Raw genomic sequence first — 19896 nt, forward strand, 5'->3', positions numbered from 1 at the left:
CCCGTCGCCAACTTGGCGACGGGTCGACGGGTTTCGGGCCTGAGTTCGCGCCGGGTCGGGCTAGCCGACGAGTCGGGTGAAGAGGTGGTCGAGCTCGCGCGCGGGGTCGGAGGTGAGGCCGCCGTGGACCGGGCCGGGCTGGAGCACCGTCGACTTCGGCGCCTTCAGGAAGCCGAACCGCTGGGACAGCGGTTGGTCGGCCAACGCGCCCGCGCGCTCGTCGCCGGCGCAGACGCCGTCGACGAAGGCCAGGGCGTCGCAGACCCGATCGACGACGAGGCTCGGGTCGACGGCGTGCAGCCGGTCGGCGTCGCAGTGCCAGGTGACACCCAGGAAGTCGGCTGCCTGGCAGTAGAGCACGACACCGACGTTGACGAACTCCTCCCGGTCGACACGCGGCACGCAGCGCAGGACGACGTACTGGTACGGCAGTGCTTCACTCATGCCGCACCTGCCATCGGCAGCCACTGGCGCGTCGCGAGCCGCGCGGCGAGGAACTCGACGTACGACGTGCGCAGCTGATCGGGTGTCTCTGCGCCAGGCACCGGCTCGAGCCACGCGTCCGGCACCTGCGCGACGACGTCGACCAGATCGTCCTCGGTGAGACGCCCGGTGATCTCGGCGTCGACGGCCGGAAGGCCGCCGCGATAGCTCCTCAGCACGTGGTCGGAGGCGTCCCAGGGCTGGCCCGCGAACCGGTCGGCGTCGCCGACACCGCTGCTCCAGGCGTGGTGGAAGTACAGCGCGGCGCCGTGGTCGATCACCCACAGGTCGTCGTGCCACAGGAGCAGGTTGGGGTTGCGCCAGGAGCGGTCGACGTTCGCGCAGAACGCGTCGAGCCACAGCACGCGGGCGGCGACTTCGGCGTGCGGGGCGAGGTCGCCGTCGTAGCCGAACGCTCCCGGCAGGAAGTCGATGCCGAGGTTGAGCCCGATGCTGGCGCGGAGCAGGTCCTGGACCTCCTCGTCGGCCTCGTAGCGCGCCAGGTCCGCCGCGAGGTCCAGGACCACCTGACGCGGCGTCCGCAGCCCGATCCGCTCCGCCAGACCGGCGACGATCACCTCGGCGACCAGCACCCGCAGCCCCTGGCCGGCGCCGCGGAACTTGCAGACGTAGGTGCCGAAGTCGTCGCCCTCGACGATTCCCGGCAGGCTGCCGCCCTCCCGGAGCGGCGTGACGTAGCGAGTGACCCGGACCTGCTCGAGGCTCACGAGTCGGCACCGCCCAGCGGGTCCGCGTCGGTCAGCCGGCGCCGCTCCTCCTCGACGTCGAAGTCGGCCTCGGGCCACTGCAGGCTCATGCCCTGCAGCGCCTCGAGCAGGAGCTCTGCGATCGCGAGGTTGCGGTACCACTTCTTGTCCGCCGGGATCACGTGCCAGGGCACGGCGTCGGTGTTGGTGCGCTCGATCGCGATCTCGTAGGCGTCCTGGTAGGCCGGCCAGAGCGCCCGCTCGTCGAGGTCACCCGGGTTGTACTTCCAGTGCTTCGTCGGGTCCTCCAACCGGGCGAGCAACCGCTCCTTCTGCTCCTCGGCCGAGATGTGGAGCATGCACTTCACGATCGTCGTGCCGCTCTCGACGAGCTCGGCCTCGAAGCCGTTGATCGCGTCGTAGCGGCGCTCGATCTCCTCGCGCGGCGCGAGCTCGCGCACCCGGGCGATGAGCACGTCCTCGTAGTGCGACCGGTCGAACACGCCGACGTAGCCCGGCTCCGGCAGGGCCCGCCTGATCCGCCACAGGAAGTCGTGCTCGAGCTCCTCGGGGGTCGGCGCCTTGAAGGACGTGATCCGGAGGCCCTGCGGGTCCACCAGACCGACGGTCGAGCGCAGGGTGCCGCCCTTCCCCGAGGTGTCCATGCCCTGCAGGACGAGCAGCAGGCTGCGGCCGCCGCCGGCCCTGCCTTCGGCGAAGAGGCGCTCCTGGAGGTCGGCGAGCTCCGGTCCGGTCGCCTCGAGGGCCGCCGCCCCTGCCTCCTTGTCGCCGTCGAAGGCGGGCGTCGCGTCGGTGGCGATGCCCGCGAGGTCCACCTTGCCGGCGGGCGGCCGGAGGTTCACGGCGTAGGTGTCGGCAGCGCTCATGAGCGCTATCCAAGCACCGATGGCACATCGAGGCTGTGACCGACGACCGTCGCCGTGCTCCCGTCGCGCTGGCGCTCGTCGAACCAGGTGCCCTCGACGAAGCCCGCCTTGAGCAGGAGCCGGCGCGACGCGACGTTGCGGTGGTCCGGCGCTGCGAAGTACGTCGTGGCGTCGGGGTAGCCCGCGCGCGCCGCGTCGAACCAGCACCGGATCATCGCCAGGCCGACGCCGCGACGCAGCCAGGCGACCTCGCCGATCACGTAGTCGAGCCCGATCGCGTCCGGGTCGGGGGTCAGCACGGCGAAGTCGGGATGGTCGCGGATGCGGTAGTCCTGGACGAACCCGACCGAGCGGCCGTTGGCCTCGACGACCCACATCCGGGTCGGTTCGTCACCGTCGATGCGCGCGGCGTACTGCTGCTCGATCGACGCGGCGGTGACCGGCTGGCTCTCGGCGAACCAGCGGGCGACGTGCGGCGCCTGCCGCCAGCGCAGCAGGGCGGGGAGGTCGCCCCTGGTCATGGGGCGCAGCCCGACCACGACGTCGTCCGCCGGTGGGGCACTCATCGATCAGTGCGCCTGGCCGCCACGGCGGTCGACCAGCGGCGGCATCGCCGACCACGGGAAGTCGATCCAGCGCTCGGTGCGTCGCCAGACGTACTCGGCGTGGATGACCGTCCAGGGCTTCTCGTAGATCACCGCGGTGCGGGCCTCGGCGACGTGGTCGGCCACGAAGTCGCGGACCACCTCGAGCGTCTTGCCGGTGTCGGCCACGTCGTCGGCGATGAGCACCTTCATCCCGGTGAGGTCGATCGCGGCCGGGGTCGGCGGCAGCATGATCGGCACGTCGAGGCGCTCGTCGATCCCGGTGTAGAACTCGACGTTGACGGCGCTGAGGTTCTTCACGTCGAGGGCGTAGCCCATGCCCATCGCCAGCCCCAGGCCACCGCGCGCGATGGCGAGCACGATGTCGGGCTCGTAGCCGTCGTCGGCCACCTGCTGGGCGAGCTCGCGGACGGCGGTGCCGAAGAGCTCGTAGGTGAGGATCTCGCGGACCGGGGCGTCATCGCTCGTCACCCGCGCCATTGTGCCGCGCCACCGGCGCCACGGCACGGACTATTCGTCGGGCACCTCACGGTCCGCCTCGGAGAGCTCGTCCTTCACGACGGCGTAGGCCAGACCGGCGGAGTAGCCCTTGCGGGCGAGCATGCCCGCGAGCCGCCGGGCCGCGACCGTGTCGTCGACACCCCGCAGCCCGCGCAGCTTCTTGCGGACCAGGGCACGCGCGGCCTGCTCCTCGTCGCCCGGGTCGACCTCGGCCAACACGTCGCGCGCCGTCTCGTCGGCGACGCCCTTGCGCCGCAGCTCCTGGGCGAGCGCCCTCCGGGCCAGGCCGCGGGTGCGCTGCCGGCTGTCGACCCACGACCGCGCGAACGCCTCGTCGTCGACCAGGCCGACCTCCTCGAACCGGTCGAGCAGCCGACCCGCCACCTCGTCGGGGACGTTGCGGCGGGCCAGCCGCTCGGCAAGCTCGTGGCGACTCCTGGCCTGTCCGGTCAGCTGGTCGAGCAGGATCTTGCGCGCGACCGCTTCGTGGTCCGGTGGTTCCTGAGGAGGTCGCTCTGCGACCGTCTCGAAGGGCTCCGGCCCGAGGTCACGCTCGTCGTCAGGCTCGCTCATCCCGGCCACGATCACTCCCTTCCACCGGGTGCGCCGGTGGTTTCGAGGCTCGGCCGCGGGCGGCCTCGCACCTCAACCACCTCGGGTGGTTGCCTCGGCTGGTTGCCGCGGGTGGTTGCCGCGGGTGGTTGCCGCTGGTTGAGGTGCGAGGAGCGCTAGCGACGAGCCTCGAAACCAAGGCTCAGAAGGAATCCACGCCGATGGGCTCGTCGGGGAGGCTGGCGAACTCGTCCTTGTCGACCTGGGGGCCGACGCCGAGCTTCTCGAGGATCTTCTTCTCCAGCTCGTTGGCCAGGTCGGGGTTGTCCATGAGGAACTGGCGGGCGTTCTCCTTGCCCTGGCCGAGCTGGTCGCCCTCGTAGGTGTACCAAGCGCCGGCCTTGCGGATGAGGCCTGCCTCGACGCCCACGTCGATCAGGCTGCCCTCGCGGCTGATGCCCTTGCCGTACATGATGTCGAACTCGGCCTGCTTGAACGGCGGGGCCACCTTGTTCTTGACGACCTTGATCCGGGTGCGGTTGCCGACCATGTCGGTGCCGTCCTTGAGGGTCTCGATCCGGCGCACGTCGAGACGGACCGAGGAGTAGAACTTCAGCGCCCGGCCACCGGTGGTGGTCTCGGGCGAGCCGAACATGACGCCGATCTTCTCGCGCAGCTGGTTGATGAAGATCATGGTGGTGCCGGAGTTGTTGAGGGCACCGGTCATCTTGCGCAGCGCCTGGCTCATCAGCCGGGCCTGGAGGCCGACGTGACTGTCGCCCATCTCGCCCTCGATCTCGGCCCGGGGCACGAGCGCCGCCACGGAGTCGATGACGACCAGGGCGAGCGCGCCGGAGCGGACCAGCATGTCGGCGATCTCGAGCGCCTGCTCACCGGAGTCGGGCTGGGAGACCAGCAGCGCGTCGGTGTCGACACCGAGCGCCTTGGCGTAGTCGGGGTCGAGGGCGTGCTCGGCGTCGATGAACGCGACGATGCCGCCGGCCGCTTGGGCACTGGCCACCGCGTGCAGCGCGACAGTCGTCTTGCCGCTGCTCTCCGGGCCGTAGATCTCCACGACCCGGCCCCGCGGGAGTCCGCCGACGCCGAGCGCCACGTCGAGCGCGATCGAGCCGGTCGGGATCACTTCGAGCGGTGCCCGCGTGTCATCGCCGAGGCGCATGACCGAGCCCTTGCCGTACTGCTTCTCGATGTTCAGCAGCGCCGTGTCGAGCGCCTTGAGGCGGTCATCCGCCATGTCCTCACGTCCTTCGTCTGGTGGTCGAGCCAGGTACATCTGCGACGCTAGGGCGAGGGTCCGACACAGCCTGATCAGCCGCATCGGGATTGTGGAGATCCCCGCTCGCGCGTCGTACCTGTGGACGGTTGGCGGCCAGCACCACCGTCGTGATCCGGACGCTACCGAACACCTGTTCGAAGTCCCGTGATTGGGTCCGGCGTGTCGCTACTCGGCCGTCGGGTGCGCCATCTGGGCGCGCGCCGCCGCTCCGGCCACCCCGAACGCCAGCGCGAGCGTGACGAGCGCGAGCGCCGGATAGCCGGCGAGGTCGACGACCAGTCCTGCCAGGGCGCCGGCGGACGCCGCGGTGACGCCCATGACCAGGTCGGAGGTGCCCTGCACGTCGGTGCGGGCCTCCAACGGCGCGAACTCGGCGACCATCGTCGACGCCGACACCATCGCCAGCGACCAGCCCACGCCCAGCAGGAAGAGCCCCGCGGTCACCTCCCACGACATCCCCTCCGGAGACGACGCGCACAGCAGCAGCGCCACGACCAGCACCAGTCCCCCGGCACCCAGCACCGGCGGCCGGCCGAACCGGTCGGAGAGGATCCCGACCAGCGGCGAGAAGGCGAACATCCCGAGCACGTGGACGCTGATCACCAGACCGATCACGTCGAGCTCGGCGCCGCCGTGCTGCATGTGGAGCGGCGTCATCACCATCACGCTGATCATCGTGGCGTGGGCCAGCGCCAGGCCGCCGATGGCGAACCCGAGGACGGGCTGCTCGCGCACGGCGTGCCAGGCGCGCGACGCCGACGAGCCCACCAGGACGTAGCCGACGTCGACCGCCCCGGCGCGCTCCCGAGCAAGGAGGAGCGGGTCGGGGCGGAGCATCACGAACGCGACGAGCGCGGCCGCCAGCATGCCGAAGGCGCCGATCGCGAACGGCCCGGTGAGCTCGGGGATGTCGACCGCGTCGGCGAACGAGCCCGCCGGTCCGGTCAGGTTGGGTCCGAGGACCGCGCCGATCGTCGTCGCCCAGACCACCAGGGACAGCGACGACGCCCTGTTGGTGTCATCGGCCAGGTCGGTGGCCGCGAAGCGGGCTGCGCTGTTGGCGGAGCTGCCGGCTCCGAGCAGCACCGCACCGACGAGCAGCAGCGCCATCGACCCGACCACGCCGGACAGCACCGCGAGGCCGCCGCCGGCCGCCCCGAGGAGGTAGCCGGTCACCAGTCCCACCCGACGGCCACGCCGCGCCATCACGGCAGCGAGGAGGAAGGAGATGACCGCCGCGCCCAGCACCTGGGCGGTCTGCGCCAGCCCCGAGAGCGCCTCCGAGCCGGACAGGTCCTTGGCGAGGAGCGACGCGGTGGCGATGCCGATCGTGATCCCGAGCGCGCCGACCGCCTGGGTGAGCACTAGCACCCGGACGGTACGGCGCTGGAACCGGTCGAGCCCCGCCCGCTCACCGACCGGGGCCGGCGCGGTCATCGCTCGCTCGCGGGAAGCCCGAGGGTGCGCCACACCGCGGCCCAGACGGCCTTCGGCGGCACGCCGGCCTCGAGCGCCTCCAGGGTGGTGCGCTGGCCGAGGTCGCCGATCACCTGCTGCTCGGCCCAGGTGCGCGAGTAGGCGACTCCCAGGTGGTGGTCGAGCCGCGCCCAGAACTCGGTGTGCCTCACCCCGACGACCCTGACGGTGCCGACGATGCCGACGGTGCCGACGGTGCCGACGGTGCCGCCTCGACCCAGCGCACGTCCCACAGGTGGTGCACGACGTCGTGGAGGTGGTAGCGGCCGATCGACTCGACGGTGAAGACGCTGCCGTTGCTGCGCGTGCCGCGACGGTCCCAGGCCTCCCCGGGGACGGCGTCGTACGCCGCAGCGACCACCTCGGCCGCGGCCAGCAGCTCGGCGGGGGCCTGCTCCGGCTGCTGCAGGTCGTAGCGGTCGGTGAGCGCGGTCTCGTCCTGGTCCCAGTTGGCGAAGGTCGGGTCGTCCTCGGCGAGCATCAGGCCGACGCGCTCGGCGAAGATCCGGTGGACGTCGCGGACGTGCGCGGCGTACTCGGTCGGCGACCACACGGCCGGCTCCGGCCGCTGGGCGGCCTGGGGGGCGGCGAGCGCCCGCTGCCAGCCGATCGCGTTGTCGAGGATCAGCGGGCCGAGGTCGGCGCGGTCGACCGCGCCGGAGTCGAGGCCGCACTCGGGGCACGGGCGGTCGAGGACCCAGGTCCAGTCCTTGGTGTCGGGCGCGATCTCTCCGGAGGTACTCACATGGACATCCTCCCAAGCGACGCCGACACCCGCAGCCGGAATCCCCGCCACCGAGCCACGATCCCCTGCCAAGGTTCCCAGTGGTCCCGTCGTTCGGTGACGAAGTCCCCTTCACCGCGTCCGTCGACGCTGTCAGCATCGAGAGCATGAGCAGGGTGTTCCGGCGGCGGCGTGACGGCACCGAGGTCCGCGACCTCCCCGCGCTCCGGCGGATCACGCCGTACCTCCTGCGCACCCGGACCGGATCGGCGGTCTACTTCCCCCAGCGGATCGAGGTCGACCGTCTCCTGGTCTGGCTGGAGGAGACGAACGCCGGTCGGCCGGCGGACCAGCGCATCACGCTCTTCCACGTCATCCTCACCGCCATCGCCCGCACCCTGAGGCTGCGTCCCGACGTCAATCGGTTCATCGCGGGCCGCCGCACCTACCAGCACAAGGAGATCAGCGTCTCCTTCATCGTCAAGGCGGAGCTGAGCGACGACGCGCCCGAGACGGAGGTGCGGATCGTCTTCACCGGCCGGGAGACGATCGAGCAGGTGCGCGACCTGGTGAACGGTGCGGTGGGCGGCAAGCGCGGCAGTGAGCGAGGAGACGACGACCGGCTCACCGACTTCTTCGCGTCGTGGCCGCGGCCGGCCCTGGAGGGGGTCGCCCGACTCGTCGCGACCCTCGACTACCACAACGTGCTCCCCGCCTTGCTGATGGACGCCATCCCCCTGTACACCAGCGCCTACGTGGTCAACGCCGGTTCGATCGGCATCGATCCCCCGTTCCACCACCTCTACGAGTACGGATCCGCGAGCGTCTTCGTCGCGATCGGCGCCGTCCACAAGGAAGCAGTGGTCGACGACCAGGGACGGGTGGTCGCCAGGGACTGCCTGAACGCCGTCCACACCCTCGACGAGCGGGCGTCGGACGGGTTCTACTTCGCCCGTACCGCCGAGGTGTTCCGGCGGCTCGTCGCGAACCCGCAGCTGCTGGCGGCCGAAGACCCCAGCGTCGACGAGATCCTGAGCGGCTGGCCGCACAGCAATGGCTGAGAGCAGGAACGCAGCCCTTGCGACTCAGCGGCGCGCGTACGCGGGCGTGCTGCTGGAGCTGGGCTTCATCGCCGCGGCCGTTGCGTGCTACCTGGCGGTGCGCGCCTACACGGCCGACCGGACCGACGCGGCGGTCTCGAACGCACGCGGCTTGCTCGCCCTGGAGCGGCAGCTCGGGGTCGACTGGGAACACCCGATCCAGGACGCGACGCTCACGGTCCCGGGGTTGAGCGGGTTCTTCACCCAGTTCTACATCTGGGGCTACTTCCCGACGCTGGTCGTGGTCACGATCTGGCTGTACCTGCGCAGTCGGGAGGCGTACCGGGCGTTGCGCACCGGGCTCCTGGTGTCCGGGATCGTAGGGCTGGCGGCGTACGCGTCGTACCCGGTCGCCCCGCCCTGGATCGCCGACGCCTCGTTCACCGACACGGTGTCGGAGGGCCTGTTCCTGTCCGTGGCCAGACCCTCGGGCGTCACCAACCACCTGGGCGCCTTCCCCAGTTTCCACGTCGGGTGGGTGATCCTGGTCGGAGTCGTCGTCTTCAGGACGACCCGGTCGTACGTCGTGCGCACGCTCTGCGTCCTGCACCCGGCCGCGATGTCCTACGCCGTCGTCTCGACCGCCAACCACTGGGTGCTCGACATACCCGCCGGCGTCGCCCTCGCCGCCGTCGGCCTGCTCGCAGGCACGTACCTGTCCGGCACCGGACCTGGTGCTCGACCCGGGCGCGGGCATCGATCCGTGGCCCTTGCCGGCCGGCGCATGGTCATTCCGGGTGGTACAGGTCGGTCGACCTACCCTTAATCGCCCTCCGACCGATGACACCGGGTCATTTGCGCTCTCGCGGCCCGGTTCCGCGCCACTCTTGACCCAGTGTCACAAGTCCTAAGTCGGGTAGGTCATGAACGTTCTCCAATGGATGCAGCCGCGCGATCATCGCTCCGCCGGCCGCGTCGTCTCCACCCTGTCGGCCGTCGCCGTCGGCGTCACCGCCATGTCCGCGCCGTTCCAGCCCGCCGGTCACAGTCCGGGGCGTGGGGCCGTGGTCGTGACGGTCCTCATCGGGGCCCTCGTGGTGGCGCTGAGCCTGATCGCGCGCCGCTTCGACGAGGCCAACACCCTGGCCTGGGCGTTCTGCCCGCTGTTCGCGGTGGCCGCGATCACCGCCATCGACCTGCTCACCGACGACTCGTCGGTGTCGGCCCAGATCTTCTTCCTGTTCCCCGCCCTGTACGGCGCGTCCCAGCTGCGGCCGCCGGGCGCCGCGGTCATGACGGCCGCATCGTTGATCGGCGAGATCGTCGTCGTCGGGCTCCAGGTGCCGACCCGCCAGGCGGTGGTCGAGATCGGGTACGTCACCGCTGCCCTCGTGACCACCTCGGTGCTGCTCGCCGTCGCGACCGAACGGCAGGCCCGGCTGGTCGCCCGGCTTGAGGAGATGGCGGCCGTCGACCCGCTCACCGGCCTGGTCACCCGCCGTGTCCTCGACGAGGCGGCCAGCTCGGCGCTCAGCGGTGCGGACAGCGACGCCGGCACCGCACTGATCCTCATCGACGTCGACCACTTCAAGACGATCAACGACCGCTACGGGCACCCCGCCGGCGACGAGGTGCTGATCCAGCTCGCGGACCTGCTGGTCAGCCACACCCGCTCCGGCGACGTGGTCTGCCGGCTGGGCGGCGACGAGATCGCCGTCCTGCTCCCCGGGTGCGGCCACGACACCGCGACCCGGCGGGCCATGGACGTGCTGGACGCCGTGCAGGCCCATGCGTTCGTGCTGGACGGCGAGGAGGACGCCCGCGTCTCGATCAGCATGGGCCTGGCCCACGCACCCAGCCACGCCGTCGACCTCCGCGGGCTCTACCACGCCGCGGACGAGGCGCTCTACAAGGCCAAGAAGGCCGGCCGGAACCAGCTCGCGGGGGCGAGCTCCACCCTGCCAGGATGAACCCGTGCAGGGGCTGACGATCCGGGACGCGACCGTTGACGACGCGGCGGTGTGCGCCGCGATCTACGGCCACTACGTCCGCGCGACCCCCGCGACGTTCGAGCTCGAGCCGCCCTCCGCCGAGGAGGTCGGGCGGCGCATCACGTCGTACGGCTCTTCCCACGCCTGGCTGGTCGCCGAGGTCGACGGGGTCGTGACCGGGTTCGCCTACGGCACCCGGTTCGCCGAGCGGCCGGCGTACCGCTGGTCGTGCGAGGTCAGCGTCTACCTCGACCCCGAGCGGCTCGGCGGCGGCTCCGGGACCGCGTTGTACGACGCCCTGCTCGCGCGCCTGCTCGGCCGCGGGTTCCAGGTCGCCTACGCGAAGGTGAGCCAGCCCAACGACGCGAGCAACGCGTTGCACGCGAAGTTCGGGTTCGAGCGGGTCGGGTTGCTGCGCCGGGTCGGCTTCAAGCTCGGCGCGTGGCACGACGTGGCCATCCTCCAGCGGGACCTCGTCCCGCCGACGCCCGCGCCGGCCGAGCCCACGTAGCCCGGACCGCTCGACGGCGCAGCGTCCCGGGTCCACACTGTGGCTCAGGTCGGCAGACGGCCGACGAGGCTGGAGGCGAGATGGTCACCGTGGCCGCCGTGCAGGCAACACCGGTGTTCCTCGACCGGGAGGCGACCGCCGACAAGGTGTGCGCCCTGATCAAGGAGGCGGGTGAGCACGGCGCCGAGCTGATCGTCTTCGGGGAGTCGTTCGTCCCGGCGTACCCGGACTGGGTCTGGCGCACCCCCGCCTGGAGCGACTCCGCGTTCGTCACGCGCTTCTACGAGAACGCCGTCCCCGTCCCCGGCCCCACCGTGCAACGGATCGGCGAAGCGGCGGCGGAGGCGGGGGCGTACGTCGTGCTCGGGGTGACCGAGATCGACGGCGGCACGCTGTACAACACGCTGCTCTACCTCGGACCGGACGGACAGCTGGCGCAACGGCACCGCAAGCTCATGCCGACCGGCGGGGAGCGGACCGTCTGGGGCGCCGGCGACGGCTCGGAGCTCGGCGTCGTGCGGACGCCGTTCGGCGTGGTCGGCGGGCTGCTGTGCTGGGAGAACTACATGCCGCTGGCGCGAGCGGCGATCTACGCGCAGCACTGTGACATCTACCTGGCCCCGACCTGGGACACCAGCGACACCTGGGTCAGCACCCTGCGCCACATCGCCAAGGAGGGCCGGCAGTTCGTGATCGGCGTCGCGCCGCTGCTTCGCGGCTCCGACGTTCCCGAGGAGCTCCGCGGAGACCTCTACGGGCTGGAGGACGACTGGATGTCGCGCGGCCTCACGACCATCGTGGCTCCCGGCGGGAAGCTGATCGCGGGACCGGTCGAGGAGCGCGAGGAGATCGTGTACGCCGACCTCGACGTGGCGAAGGTGCACGAGCAGCGGCGGATGTTCGACCCGGTGGGCCACTACGCGCGGCCCGACGTGTTCACCCTGCACGTCGACACGAGGGCCAAGCACCCGGTCGTCTTCGACACCGACGAGCCGGCCTGACGCAGGCTCCGGGGACAATGCCCACCATGACCGCGCCGCCCGACGACCCGCTGTCGGTGCCGAGTCCCGACCTCGACCTCGACGTGCTGCTGGCCGCGGTGGAGGAGCACTGGGCGCTGACGGGCGACCTCACGCCCCTGCACGGTGAGCGGGACCGGAACTTCCGACTCGACTCCGGCGCCGCACGCCATCTGCTCAAGGTGCACAACCCGGCCGACCGCGAGTCCGTGCTCGACCTGCAGGGCTCGGCACTGCGGCACCTGCGCGCGGTGGCTCCCGACCTGCCGGTGCCCGGCGTCGTCCCCACCCACGACGGGCGCTCCTGGGTGGAGGTGACCGGCCGCGACGGGCGGCGATCGCTGGCGTGGGTGCTGACGTGGCTCGAGGGTCGGCACCCGGAGCCCGACGCCGTGGACCTGCGCGAGTGGGGGCGCACCAGTGCCCGCCTCGGGCGGGCGCTGCGGGGCTTCGCCCACCCGGCTGCGACCCATCCCCTGCTGTGGGACGTCCGGCACCTGCCGCGGCTGCGGCCCTGGCTCTCCGCGGTCTCCGACGACCGGCGCAGAGCCCTGGAGGTAGTGCTCGACCGCTTCGAGCAGCGGGTCGTCCCGGTGCTGCCCCGGATGCGCGCCCAGGTGGTGCACAACGACCTGGCGCCGACCAACGTGCTGGTGGACGAACGCCTGGTGGTCACCGGCATCACCGACTTCGGCGACCTGACCCACACCGTCCTGGTCTGCGACCTGGCGGTCGCAGCCGCCGACCTGCTCAGCGGACGTGCGGACGGCCTCGAGTCGGCCGGCGAGGTGGTCGCCGGCTACCACGCGGTCACCCCGCTCGAGCAGGAGGAGATCGCTCTCGTGGCCGACCTGATGGCCGGCCGCTACGCCGCGAGCGTCCTCATCACGGCGTGGCGCACGCAGCAGCAGGGGTGGGCGCCGGCGATCGACGACGAGGCGTTCGCCCGGCTCGAGGAGATGCTGGCCGCCGGGGTCGACTCCCTGGGCGCCCGGATCACGACACCGTCGCTTGCCAGCCGCGCGACGGAGAGGTTGGTGGAAGCCCGGGTGCGTTCGTTCGGCGGCCAGGAGCTGAGCTACGACCGGCCGCTGCACCTCGTCAGGGGCGAGGGCGTCGTACTCCACGCGGCTGACGGCCGGCGCTACCTCGACGCCTACAACAACGTGCCCGTGCTCGGTCACTCCCACCCCGCCGTGGTGGCGGCGGCGAGCGCCCAGCTGGCGACCCTCAACACCAACAGCCGCTACCTCCAGGACGCCCCCGTCGAGCTCGCGGAGCGACTGCTCGCAACGCTCCCGGACCGGTTCGACCGGGTGCTGCTCGTCAACTCCGGGAGCGAGGCCAACGACCTGGCCTGGCGGATCGCGCGCCACGCGACCGGCCACTCGGGCGGCATCGCCACCGAGTGGGCCTACCACGGCGTCACCGAGGCCACCTACGCCTTCTCCCCCGAGAGCTGGCGCGGCGCGGACCCGCCGGACCACATCAGGTTGGTGCCGCCGCCACCCGGGCCGTCAGGTTTCGACGGCGCGGTGCGTGACCTGACGGCGTCCGGGCACGGAGTGGCCGCGCTGTTCGTCGACGGGGTCTTCACCAGCGACGGGGTGCTCGGGCCGGCCCACGAGTGGACGCGAGCAGCAGCCGCCGCCGTCCACGACGCCGGCGGCCTGTACGTCGCCGACGAGGTGCAGGCGGGCCACGGCCGCACCGGGGAGCACCTGTGGAGCTTCGTTGCAGGCAAGGTGCCGGCAGACCTCGTCACGCTGGGCAAGCCGATGGGAAACGGCTACCCCGTGGCCGCGGTGATCGGCCAGGCCGAGCTGGTGGACCCGTTCGTGCAGGACACCGACTACTTCAGCACGTTCGGCGGCAGCACCGCCGCCTGTGCCGCTGCGCTCGCGGTGCTGCGCACCATCGAGCAGGAGGGTCTCGTCGGCCACGCCGCCGCCGTGGGCGCGCACCTGCTCGCCGCCCTGCGCGCGGTCGCGACCGGCCGCCCGGAGCTGTCGGCCGTGCGCGGGTGGGGGCTGGCGCTCGCGGTGGACGTCGTCGACCCTGCGACCGGGCGGCCCGACGCCGACCGGGCCAGCCGGATCGTGGAGGGCCTGCGGGACCGCGGGGTGCTCATCGGCCGCACCGGCCGCGACCGCGCCACGCTGAAGATCCGACCCCCGCTGGTCTTCACTGACGAGCACGTCGACCAGCTGGCGACGGCGCTGGCCGACACCTAGAGGGGCTCGCCCGCCACCCAGACCTGCCGGACCAGCGGGACACCGGGCCGGTAGGCCAGGTGCAGGTGGCTCGGCGCCTCGAGGAGTACGACGTCCGCGCGCCTGCCCTGCACCAGCGCCCCGACGTCCGCGCGCCCGAGCGCGGCCGCACCGCCCGCGGTCGCGGCATGCACCGCCTCGGCCGGCGTCATGCCCATCTCGCGCACCGCCAACGCGATGCAGAACGGGATCGAGCTCGTGTAGGACGAGCCGGGGTTGCAGTCGCTGGCGAGCGCGACGCGGACGCCCGCGTCGAGCAGCCCGCGGGCATCGGGGTACGGCTGGCGGGTCGAGAACTCGACGCCCGGCAGCAGGGTCGCGACGGTGCCGCTCTCGCGCAGCGCGTGCACGTCCTGGTCGGTGAGGTAGGTGCAGTGGTCGACCGCGGTCAGCCCGAGCTCGGCGGCGAGCTGGACGCCGGGTCCCGGTCCGAGCTGGTTGGCGTGCAGCCGGCCCCGCAGCCCGACGGCCGCGCCGGCTGCCAGCACCGCGCGCGCCTGGTCCTCGTCGAAGGCGCCGGTCTCGCAGAAGACGTCGATCCACCGCGCGTGCGGTGCGGCGGCGGCCAGCATCGGGCCGGTGACCAGCTCGACATAGCCGGTCGGGTCGCCGTCGTACTCCGGCGGCACGACGTGCGCGCCCAGGAAGGTGGTGTCGTCGGTGAACCGCGCGGCGACGGCCAGCGACCGCGCCTCGTCGGCCACGGTCAGCCCGTAGCCGGACTTGATCTCGACCGACGTCGTCCCCTGGCGCCGCATCTCGGCGACCAGCCGCCCGACCCCGTCGGCCAGCTCGGCGTCGGTGGCGGCACGGGTGGCGGCGACCGTCGTCCGGATCCCGCCGGCGGCGTAGCGCTCCCCCGCCATCCGCGCCCGGAACTCCTCGGCCCGGTCCCCGGCGAACACCAGGTGGCTGTGGCTGTCGACGAACCCGGGCAGCACCGCTCGCCCGTCGGCGTCGACCACCTCGTCGGCTGCGGGCGCGTCGGCCGGAGCGCCGACCCAGGCGACCCGCCCGTCGTCGATCACCAACGCGGCGTCGGACCGGACGCCGAGCAGGTCGTCGGCCTCCGGGTCGTTGGTGACCAGCTCGCCGATGTTGGTGATCAGGACGCTCATGCCCACACCTTCTCGATCGCGGCGTCCAGGTCGCGGCCGACGCGCGCATGGTCGCCGTCGAAGACCCGGCGCCCGTCGACCACCACCTCGGTCACGTCGGCGGCGGTCGCGGCGAAGACCGCGGCGTGCTCGTCGGCACCGGTGCCGGCGGTCCGCGGGCTGGCCGGATCGATCGTGACGACCCCGGCCGGGTCGAGCCCGAGCGCTGCCTGACCGTGCACCGTCGCGCAGTCGAGCAGCGCCTGCGCCGACCAGTGCCCGCGCACGCCGGTGCGCAGCCGGTCGTGCATCTCGACGCCGCGCATCTCCTCGAACAGGTCGACGACCGCGTGGCTGTCGGAGCCGAGCGCGACCCGGGCGCCGGCGGCCCGCAGGTCCGCTCCCCGGCCGAGGCCGTCGGCGAGGTCGCGCTCCGTCGTCGGGCAGAGGCAGACGAAGCAGCCGGCGTCGCCGATCGTGCGGACGTCGGAGTCGGTCACGTGGGTCGCGTGCACGAGCGTGGTGCGGGGACCGAGGACGCCGGCCTCGGCGAGCACCTCGGTCGGGCTGAGCCCGTAGGCGGCCCGGCAGGCGTCGTTCTCGGCGGGCTGCTCGGAGAGGTGGACGTGCAGCGGGCGCCCGGCGGCCCAGCCGGCGACGGTGCTCATCTGGTCGCGGGGCACCGCTCGCACGCTGTGGATGGCCGCGCCGACCCGGTCGTCGTCGAACGCCGCCACCCGCTCCACCCACGCGTCGGCGGAGCCGTCGCTGAACCGCCGTTGCACGCCTTCGGCCGGCTGGCCGATCCCGGCGGTGAGGTAGCAGGTGTCGAGGAGCCGGATCCGGATGCCGACGTCGTCGGCCGCTGCCAGCAGGGCGCGGCCCATCTCGTTCGGATCGTCGTACGGCGTCCCGTCGGCCTGGTGGTGGACGTAGTGGAACTCGCCCACCGCGCCGATCCCCCCGGCCAGCATCTCGGCGTAGACGGCTCGGGCGAGGTCGAAGTAGAGGTCCGGCGTGAGCCGCTCGGCGAGGTCGTACATCTGCTCGCGCCAGGTCCAGAAGCTGCCCGTGCCGTGCTGGGTGCGCCCGCGCAACGCCCGGTGGAAGGCGTGCGAGTGCGCGTTGGCCATCGCGGGGATCGTCAGGGGGGTCACGACACGAGCCCCGTCAGCGCGTCGGCCAGCGCCTCGACCCCGGCCAGGCAGTCGGCCGTCTCGGCAAGCTCGTCGGGCGAGTGCGAGACGCCGGTCGGGTTGCGGACGAACAGCATCGCCGACGGATGGCCCGCCGCGGCGAGGATGCCGGCGTCGTGGCCGGCCTGGGTCGGCAGGACCGGCCAGTCGCGGGTGGCGGCGATCCGCGCGGTCAGGTCGGCGCTGAACTCGACCGCGGCCGAGACAGACTCCGCCGTCACCTCCAGCGTGGTGCCGTCGTGGGCGGCCCGCGCGGAGGCGTGCTGCTCGACCGCGGCGACGAGGGCCTCGAGGTTCGCACCGGAGTCGGCGCGCGCGTCGAGCCAGGCCGTGACGCGAGAAGGTACGGCGTTGGTGCCGTTCGGGTGCACGTCGATCCGCCCGAAGGTGGCCCGCTGCCCGTGCGCACGCGCCTGCTCGCTTGCGGCGAGGGCGGTCGTCGCGTACGTCAGCATCGGGTCGGCGCGGTCCTCCATCCGGGTCGTGCCGGCATGGTCGGCCCGGCCAACGAAGTCGAACCGGTAGCGACCGTGGGGCCAGATGCCGCTCGCCAGGCCCACCGGCGCGTCGAGGTCGACGAGCGCCCGCCCCTGCTCGACGTGCAGCTCGACGAAGCAGCCGACGTCGGCCAGCAGGCCGTCGGCGCCGGTCTCCGGCGGCGCGGTGACGTCGCCGAGCGCGATCCCGTCGCGGTCCCGCAGGCCCTCGACCTCCGACCACGCCACCGAGTCNTCGCGGTCCCGCAGGCCCTCGACCTCCGACCACGCCACCGAGTCCGTGGCGAGGCGGGACCCGAGGCAGGCCAGCCCGAAGCGTGAGCCCTCCTCCTCGCGGAACACCCCGACCCCGATCGGGCGGCCCGGCTCCACCCCGCGCTCGCGCATCAGGTCGATCGCGGCGAGCGCGGAGACCACACCGAGCGGGCCGTCATACGCACCGCCGTCGAGGACGCTGTCGAGGTGGCTGCCGGTGAGCACGGCACCGAGGGTCGCGGGGTCTCGTGACGGTCGCTGCGCGACCTCCTCGACCGACGATGGTCGCGGTTGCCACCAGGCGACCTGGTTGCCCAGCGCGTCGGTCTCGAGCGTGAGCCGGCGGGCGACGGCCTGCTCGGCGAACCAGGCGCGCAGCTCCTCCTCGGCGCTCGTCCACGGCTGCCGGAAGTAGCCGCCCGAGGAGGCCGAGCGGCCGATCGGCGCCAGGTCGCGCCAGAGGGACTCGAAGGTCATCGCTTCATGGGTACGACGACGCCGCGCTCGTCGGCGATCTCGGCCGCGCGCTCGTAGCCGGCGTCGACGTGCCGGATCACGCCCATGCCGGGATCGTTCGTGAGCACCCGCTCGATCTTCTGCGCCGCGAGGTCGGTGCCGTCGGCGACGCACACCTGGCCGGCATGGATCGAGCGTCCCATGCCGACCCCGCCGCCGTGGTGGATCGACACCCAGGTGGCACCCGACGCGGTGTTGACCAGCGCGTTGAGCAGCGGCCAGTCGGCGATCGCGTCGGAGCCGTCGAGCATGCTCTCCGTCTCGCGGTACGGCGACGCCACCGAGCCGCAGTCGAGGTGGTCGCGGCCGATGACGATCGGCGCCTTGAGCTCGCCCGAGGCGACCATCTCGTTGAACTTGAGCCCGGCGAGGTGGCGCTCGCCGTAGCCGAGCCAGCAGATCCGCGCCGGCAGCCCCTGGAACTGCACCCGCTCCCCCGCCATCGTGATCCACTTGCGCAGCTTCTCGTCGTCGGGGAACAGCTCGAGGATCGCGCGGTCGGTGGCGGCGATGTCGGCCGGGTCGCCGGACAGGGCCGCCCAGCGGAACGGGCCCTTGCCCTCGCAGAAGAGCGGCCGGATGTAGGCCGGCACGAAGCCCGGGAACTCGAACGCCCGGTCGTAGCCGCCCTTGCGCGCCTCGTCGCGGATCGAGTTGCCGTAGTCGAACACCTCGGCGCCCCGGTCCTGGAACTCCACCATCGCCCGGACGTGGGCGGCCATCGACGCCTGCGCCGCCTTTGTGAAGCCGGCCGGGTCGGTCTCGCGCTGCGCCTGCCACTCCTCGAACGGCACGCCGACCGGCAGGTAGAACAGCGGGTCGTGCGCCGAGGTCTGGTCGGTGACGATGTCGATCGGCGCGCCCTGCTCGAGCAGCGCCGGCACCAGCTCGGCCGCGTTGCCGAGCACGCCGATCGAGAGCGGACGCCGGGCGTCGCGCGCCTCGACCGCGAGCTCCAGCGCGTGGTCGAGGGAGCGGGCCTGGACGTCGAGGTAACGGTGCTCGATGCGCCGGGTGATCCGCGACTGGTCGCACTCGATGCAGATCACGACGCCGTCGTTCATGGTGACCGCGAGCGGCTGCGCGCCGCCCATGCCGCCGAGCCCCGCGGTCAGGGTGATGGTTCCGGCCAGCGTGCCCCCGAACGACTTGTCCGCGACCGCGGCGAAGGTCTCGAAGGTGCCCTGCAGGATCCCCTGGGTGCCGATGTAGATCCACGACCCGGCCGTCATCTGGCCGTACATCGTCAGCCCCAGGTCCTCCAGCCGCCGGAACTCCTCCCAGTTCGCCCAGTCGCCCACCAGGTTGGAGTTCGCGATCAGCACCCGCGGGGCCCACTCGTGGGTCCGCATCACCCCGACTGGCTTCCCGCTCTGCACCAGGAGGGTCTCGTCGGCTTCGAGGTCGCGCAGGGTGCGGAGGATCGCGTCGTACGCCTCCCAGCTGCGCGCCGCCTTGCCCGTGCCGCCGTAGACCACCAGGTCGTCGGGGCGCTCGGCGACCTCGGGGTCGAGGTTGTTCATGAGCATCCGCAGCGGCGCCTCGGTCTGCCAGGACTTCGCGCTGAACTCGGTGCCGTGCGGCGATCGCACCGAAGGTCGAGGAGGCCTTTGGCTCGCGCGTTCGTCGTCGACGAGAGCTTGTGGCGTCTCGAGACCAGGGTTGTCGTCGTTCATCGCAGTTCTCCGATCACGGACTGCGCGGCGTCGAGCACCGCGCCGGTGTGGACGAGCGAGACGGCAGCCTCGATCTCGGGTGACAGGTGCCGGTCCGGACCGGGACCGGCGATCCCGGCGTCGCGGAGCAGTCGTACGACGGCGCCCGTGGCCGGTGAGGGGGTCAGCGGCGCGCGCAGGTCGAGGGCCCGCGCCGCGGTGAGGATCTCGATCGCGACCACCCGGGTCAGCCCGTCGACCGCCCGACGCAGCTTGCGTGCGGCGGACCATCCCATCGAGACGTGGTCCTCCTGCATCGCGCTCGACGGGATCGAGTCGACGCTCGCCGGGTTGGCGAGGCGCTTCAGCTCCGAGACGATCGCGGCCTGCGTGTACTGCGCGATCATGTGACCGCTGTCGACACCGGGGTCGTCGGCCAGGAACGGCGGCAGGCCGTGGTTGCGGGCCTTGTCGAGGAACCGGTCGGTGCGTCGCTCGCTGATCGAGGCGACGTCCGCCGCCACGATCGCGAGGAAGTCGAGCACGTAGGCGACCGGCGCCCCGTGGAAGTTGCCGTTGCTCTCCAGCCGGCCGCCCCGCTGGTCGAGGGGGGC

At 72.4% G+C, this 19896-nt stretch carries 21 protein-coding genes; 6 read left to right on the top strand and 15 right to left on the bottom strand.

Translation table 11 applies throughout. The features are described 5' to 3' along the window. Positions 1-60: 60 nt before the first annotated feature. From H0488_RS12765 to H0488_RS12810, 10 genes are all read right to left on the bottom strand, one after another. Entirely contained in the window at positions 61-444 is a 384-nt protein-coding gene (locus H0488_RS12765; RefSeq protein WP_183099659.1) for a DUF3037 domain-containing protein, read from the bottom strand. Then, positions 441-1211, bottom strand: a complete 771-nt coding sequence (locus H0488_RS12770) for a HipA family kinase (RefSeq protein WP_183099660.1) — start codon at positions 1209-1211, stop codon at positions 441-443. Before H0488_RS12770 ends, H0488_RS12765 begins: the two co-directional genes overlap by 4 nt. After that, a complete protein-coding gene (locus tag H0488_RS12775; protein ID WP_183099661.1) occupies positions 1208-2077 on the bottom strand; it encodes a polyphosphate kinase 2 family protein in 870 nt (289 codons plus the stop codon). The genes H0488_RS12770 and H0488_RS12775 overlap by 4 nt, the downstream gene beginning before the upstream one ends. A gap of 5 nt (positions 2078-2082) precedes the next feature. Beyond that, positions 2083-2643, bottom strand: a complete 561-nt coding sequence (locus H0488_RS12780) for a GNAT family N-acetyltransferase (protein WP_183099662.1) — start codon at positions 2641-2643, stop codon at positions 2083-2085. A 3-nt stretch (positions 2644-2646) separates the two neighbouring features. After that, positions 2647-3153 (bottom strand): phosphoribosyltransferase, encoded by a 507-nt coding sequence (locus H0488_RS12785; protein ID WP_312856320.1) that lies wholly within the window; start codon positions 3151-3153, stop codon positions 2647-2649. A 39-nt stretch (positions 3154-3192) separates the two neighbouring features. Beyond that, positions 3193-3756 carry a regulatory protein RecX gene (locus H0488_RS12790; RefSeq protein WP_183099663.1) on the bottom strand — a complete coding sequence of 188 codons (564 nt, stop codon included), beginning with the start codon at positions 3754-3756 and terminating at the stop codon, positions 3193-3195. A 181-nt stretch (positions 3757-3937) separates the two neighbouring features. Beyond that, complete coding sequence (recA, locus tag H0488_RS12795; RefSeq protein ID WP_183099664.1) at positions 3938-4990, bottom strand: recombinase RecA; 1053 nt, start codon at positions 4988-4990, stop codon at positions 3938-3940. A gap of 207 nt (positions 4991-5197) precedes the next feature. Next, positions 5198-6469 carry an MFS transporter gene (locus H0488_RS12800; protein WP_183099665.1) on the bottom strand — a complete coding sequence of 424 codons (1272 nt, stop codon included), beginning with the start codon at positions 6467-6469 and terminating at the stop codon, positions 5198-5200. Next, a complete protein-coding gene (locus H0488_RS24125; protein ID WP_183099666.1) occupies positions 6466-6660 on the bottom strand; it encodes a DUF3046 domain-containing protein in 195 nt (64 codons plus the stop codon). Before H0488_RS24125 ends, H0488_RS12800 begins: the two co-directional genes overlap by 4 nt. Continuing rightward, a complete protein-coding gene (locus tag H0488_RS12810; RefSeq protein ID WP_183099667.1) occupies positions 6657-7253 on the bottom strand; it encodes a DinB family protein in 597 nt (198 codons plus the stop codon). Before H0488_RS12810 ends, H0488_RS24125 begins: the two co-directional genes overlap by 4 nt. A gap of 146 nt (positions 7254-7399) precedes the next feature. Here H0488_RS12810 and H0488_RS12815 point away from each other — a divergent pair, with 146 nt between their 5' ends. The 6 genes from H0488_RS12815 (at position 7400) to H0488_RS12840 (ending at position 14027) form a co-directional block, all read left to right on the top strand. Continuing rightward, positions 7400-8293: a 2-oxo acid dehydrogenase subunit E2 gene (locus tag H0488_RS12815; protein ID WP_183099668.1), complete on the top strand. Its 894-nt coding sequence runs from the start codon at positions 7400-7402 to the stop codon at positions 8291-8293. Beyond that, positions 8286-9098 (top strand): phosphatase PAP2 family protein, encoded by an 813-nt coding sequence (locus tag H0488_RS12820; protein WP_183099669.1) that lies wholly within the window; start codon positions 8286-8288, stop codon positions 9096-9098. Before H0488_RS12815 ends, H0488_RS12820 begins: the two co-directional genes overlap by 8 nt. 97 nt (positions 9099-9195) lie before the next feature. Continuing rightward, positions 9196-10242 carry a GGDEF domain-containing protein gene (locus H0488_RS12825; protein WP_183099670.1) on the top strand — a complete coding sequence of 349 codons (1047 nt, stop codon included), beginning with the start codon at positions 9196-9198 and terminating at the stop codon, positions 10240-10242. 4 nt (positions 10243-10246) lie between these two features. Then, positions 10247-10774, top strand: a complete 528-nt coding sequence (locus tag H0488_RS12830; RefSeq protein WP_312856321.1) for a GNAT family N-acetyltransferase — start codon at positions 10247-10249, stop codon at positions 10772-10774. Positions 10775-10854: 80 nt separating this feature from the next. Continuing rightward, positions 10855-11775 (top strand): carbon-nitrogen hydrolase family protein, encoded by a 921-nt coding sequence (locus H0488_RS12835; RefSeq protein ID WP_183099671.1) that lies wholly within the window; start codon positions 10855-10857, stop codon positions 11773-11775. Positions 11776-11801: 26 nt separating this feature from the next. Then, complete coding sequence (locus tag H0488_RS12840) at positions 11802-14027, top strand: aminotransferase class III-fold pyridoxal phosphate-dependent enzyme (protein WP_183099672.1); 2226 nt, start codon at positions 11802-11804, stop codon at positions 14025-14027. Here H0488_RS12840 and hutI read toward each other — a convergent pair. From hutI to H0488_RS12865, 5 genes are all read right to left on the bottom strand, one after another. Beyond that, complete coding sequence (gene hutI / locus H0488_RS12845) at positions 14024-15184, bottom strand: imidazolonepropionase (RefSeq protein ID WP_183099673.1); 1161 nt, start codon at positions 15182-15184, stop codon at positions 14024-14026. The genes H0488_RS12840 and hutI overlap by 4 nt on opposite strands. Beyond that, positions 15181-16371 (bottom strand): formimidoylglutamate deiminase, encoded by a 1191-nt coding sequence (locus H0488_RS12850; protein ID WP_183099679.1) that lies wholly within the window; start codon positions 16369-16371, stop codon positions 15181-15183. The genes hutI and H0488_RS12850 overlap by 4 nt, the downstream gene beginning before the upstream one ends. Beyond that, positions 16317-17588, bottom strand: a complete 1272-nt coding sequence (locus H0488_RS12855; RefSeq protein ID WP_183099674.1) for an allantoate amidohydrolase — start codon at positions 17586-17588, stop codon at positions 16317-16319. The genes H0488_RS12850 and H0488_RS12855 overlap by 55 nt, the downstream gene beginning before the upstream one ends. Then, positions 17585-19303 carry a urocanate hydratase gene (gene hutU, locus H0488_RS12860; protein ID WP_183099675.1) on the bottom strand — a complete coding sequence of 573 codons (1719 nt, stop codon included), beginning with the start codon at positions 19301-19303 and terminating at the stop codon, positions 17585-17587. The genes H0488_RS12855 and hutU overlap by 4 nt, the downstream gene beginning before the upstream one ends. After that, a partial coding sequence (locus tag H0488_RS12865; RefSeq protein WP_183099676.1) for an aromatic amino acid lyase occupies positions 19300-19896 on the bottom strand: 597 nt, incomplete at its 5' end. The genes H0488_RS12865 and hutU, both read right to left, overlap by 4 nt.

It is taken from the genome of Nocardioides pelophilus (genome assembly GCF_014180685.1).
GTDB classification, from domain to species: Bacteria; Actinomycetota; Actinomycetes; order Propionibacteriales; family Nocardioidaceae; genus Nocardioides; species Nocardioides pelophilus.

What these genes read in the sequence shown, in the direction of transcription:
- H0488_RS12765 (WP_183099659.1), bottom strand. Translation starts at nt 444, where the DNA reads ATGAGTGAAGCACTGCCGTACCAGTACGTCGTCCTGCGCTGCGTGCCG.
- H0488_RS12775 (WP_183099661.1), bottom strand. Translation starts at nt 2,077, where the DNA reads ATGAGCGCTGCCGACACCTACGCCGTGAACCTCCGGCCGCCCGCCGGC.
- H0488_RS12780 (WP_183099662.1), bottom strand. Translation starts at nt 2,643, where the DNA reads ATGAGTGCCCCACCGGCGGACGACGTCGTGGTCGGGCTGCGCCCCATG.
- H0488_RS12790 (WP_183099663.1), bottom strand. Translation starts at nt 3,756, where the DNA reads ATGAGCGAGCCTGACGACGAGCGTGACCTCGGGCCGGAGCCCTTCGAG.
- recA (WP_183099664.1), bottom strand. Translation starts at nt 4,990, where the DNA reads ATGGCGGATGACCGCCTCAAGGCGCTCGACACGGCGCTGCTGAACATC.
- H0488_RS12800 (WP_183099665.1), bottom strand. Translation starts at nt 6,469, where the DNA reads ATGACCGCGCCGGCCCCGGTCGGTGAGCGGGCGGGGCTCGACCGGTTC.
- H0488_RS12815 (WP_183099668.1), top strand. Translation starts at nt 7,400, where the DNA reads ATGAGCAGGGTGTTCCGGCGGCGGCGTGACGGCACCGAGGTCCGCGAC.
- H0488_RS12820 (WP_183099669.1), top strand. Translation starts at nt 8,286, where the DNA reads ATGGCTGAGAGCAGGAACGCAGCCCTTGCGACTCAGCGGCGCGCGTAC.
- H0488_RS12825 (WP_183099670.1), top strand. Translation starts at nt 9,196, where the DNA reads ATGAACGTTCTCCAATGGATGCAGCCGCGCGATCATCGCTCCGCCGGC.
- H0488_RS12835 (WP_183099671.1), top strand. Translation starts at nt 10,855, where the DNA reads ATGGTCACCGTGGCCGCCGTGCAGGCAACACCGGTGTTCCTCGACCGG.
- H0488_RS12840 (WP_183099672.1), top strand. Translation starts at nt 11,802, where the DNA reads ATGACCGCGCCGCCCGACGACCCGCTGTCGGTGCCGAGTCCCGACCTC.
- hutI (WP_183099673.1), bottom strand. Translation starts at nt 15,184, where the DNA reads ATGAGCGTCCTGATCACCAACATCGGCGAGCTGGTCACCAACGACCCG.
- hutU (WP_183099675.1), bottom strand. Translation starts at nt 19,303, where the DNA reads ATGAACGACGACAACCCTGGTCTCGAGACGCCACAAGCTCTCGTCGAC.